This is a genomic window from Halobacterium bonnevillei, from assembly GCF_009831555.1.
Classification (GTDB): domain Archaea; phylum Halobacteriota; class Halobacteria; order Halobacteriales; family Halobacteriaceae; genus Halobacterium; species Halobacterium bonnevillei.
In genome coordinates this window covers 1-1,537 of the sequence record NZ_WUUU01000320.1, presented here as the reverse complement: position 1 = coordinate 1,537, position 1,537 = coordinate 1, and the positions used below count along the sequence as shown (strand labels likewise).

The 1,537-nt window shown below is 70.5% G+C and carries 2 protein-coding genes and 1 pseudogene; 1 reads left to right on the top strand and 2 read right to left on the bottom strand.

Annotated elements, in window-relative coordinates:
- Window positions 1-603 (top strand): annotated as a pseudogene (locus GRX66_RS18880) (BtpA/SgcQ family protein); the annotation flags it as partial.
- A 70-nt stretch (window positions 604-673) separates the two neighbouring features.
- Here GRX66_RS18880 and GRX66_RS18875 read toward each other — a convergent pair.
- Both GRX66_RS18875 and GRX66_RS18870 read right to left on the bottom strand, forming a co-directional pair.
- Window positions 674-865 carry a hypothetical protein gene (locus GRX66_RS18875; protein ID WP_159527833.1) on the bottom strand — a complete coding sequence of 64 codons (192 nt, stop codon included), beginning with the start codon at window positions 863-865 and terminating at the stop codon, window positions 674-676.
- 242 nt (window positions 866-1,107) lie between these two features.
- Window positions 1,108-1,537 (bottom strand): carbohydrate kinase family protein (locus GRX66_RS18870; RefSeq protein ID WP_201293102.1); only part of this gene is annotated, 430 nt, incomplete at its 5' end.

Below are 1,537 nucleotides of genomic sequence, written 5' to 3'. Positions count from 1 at the left end.
GAAGCACGTGGTGGCGTCGATGGCGGCGCTCGCCCGCGACGTGCGCCGCGAGGTCGACGTCCCGCTGGGCGTGAACGTCCTGCGGAACGACGCCGAGGCCGCGGTTGCGGTCGCGGCTGCGGCGGGCGCGGAGTTCGTTCGCGTGAACGTGCACACGAGCGCTCGACTGACCGACCAGGGCGTCGTCGAGGGGCGCGCCGCGGACACGATGCGCCTCCGCGACCGCCTCGACGCGGACGTCTCGATCCTCGCGGACGTCGACGTCAAGCACTCCGCGCCGCTGGCCGACCGCCCGCTGCGCGAGGAGGTCGCGGAACTCGTCGAGCGCGGCCTCGCCGACGGCCTGGTCGCGAGCGGCGCCGGGACCGGCGAGGAAGCGAGCCTCGACCACGTTCGCGACGTCGCGGCCGCGAGACGAACTCGACGACCGCTCCCCCTGTCGTCGGGAGCGGCGTGACGCGGGAGACGGTCGCGGAGACGCTCGCCGTCGCCGACGGCGCCATCGTCGGCACCGCGCTCAAGGCGGACGGCGAGACGACCGCGCCCGTCGAGGAGTCCCGAGTGCGGGCGCTCGTCGACGCGAAACCGGAGTCCGAGCAGTAGTCGCCCACGGAGGTCCGTTCTTCGAGGGAGCGGTGAGACGCCGTTCAGTACAGGGTGACAAGGGACCGTCTCAGGTTTCGATTTGAGTGGACAGAATGACGTAGAAGAGCGCGAAGGCGAGACCACTAACTGCCCCAGTGATGACGGCACTGGTCGGGTCGCCATCGAGGAACACCACCTCAGTAATCCCCCAGACGAGGACCCAGGTCACGACCACAGCCACTGTGAAAATCCACGGGTTCCCCAACTCGAATTCAGCCATAGTGACAGTTCCGGCCGCAACCTCATAAACGCACTATCGAGAACGCGAGGTTCGCTTCGACAGAGCCAGCGCCTGAGCTGTCCGTTGCGGCCCGCTGGTGGATGCGGCGACCGGGATTCGACTGACGTCGCTCGCTCCGTTGGAGTCGACTCCGCAAAGACGCAGCTCGCCGGAACGACTCGCGAAGGGAGCGCACAGGTGCGAGTAGGAGTTCGTGCTGACCGGAGCGGCCGTGCCAGCAGCTACTGCCGTTCGATGGACGAGAGGTCCGTACGGGACGGCAGCGCGCCGCGTGCACCCTCGCTCGTACAGTTCTGCGCGGCGGCGGCGGCGGCGACGCGGCCCGCGTCGGCTGCGACGCGGTTCCCCAGCACCCACGAGTGCACCAGCCCGGCCGTGAACGCGTCGCCCGCTCCCGTCGTGTCTGTGACCTCGACGTCCGGCGCCGCGACGTGCTGGACGGCGCCGTCGTTCTCGTCGCTCGCGGCGAGGTAGGCCCCGTCCGCACCCACGGTGACCGCGATTCTGTCGGCGCCGGCGTCGCGCAGGTAGCTGGCGGCCTCTGCCGGGCCGCAGTCGAGGTACGAGCGCGCCGCCACCTCGTTCGTGACGAAGAGGTCCGCGGTTTCGGCGGCGCTGTCGATGGCCTCGGGGGTGGCGCCGCGGCCGTCG

Coding starts and splice junctions, on each gene's coding strand:
- GRX66_RS18875 (WP_159527833.1), bottom strand. CDS start 865: ATGGCTGAATTCGAGTTGGGGAACCCGTGGATTTTCACAGTGGCTGTG.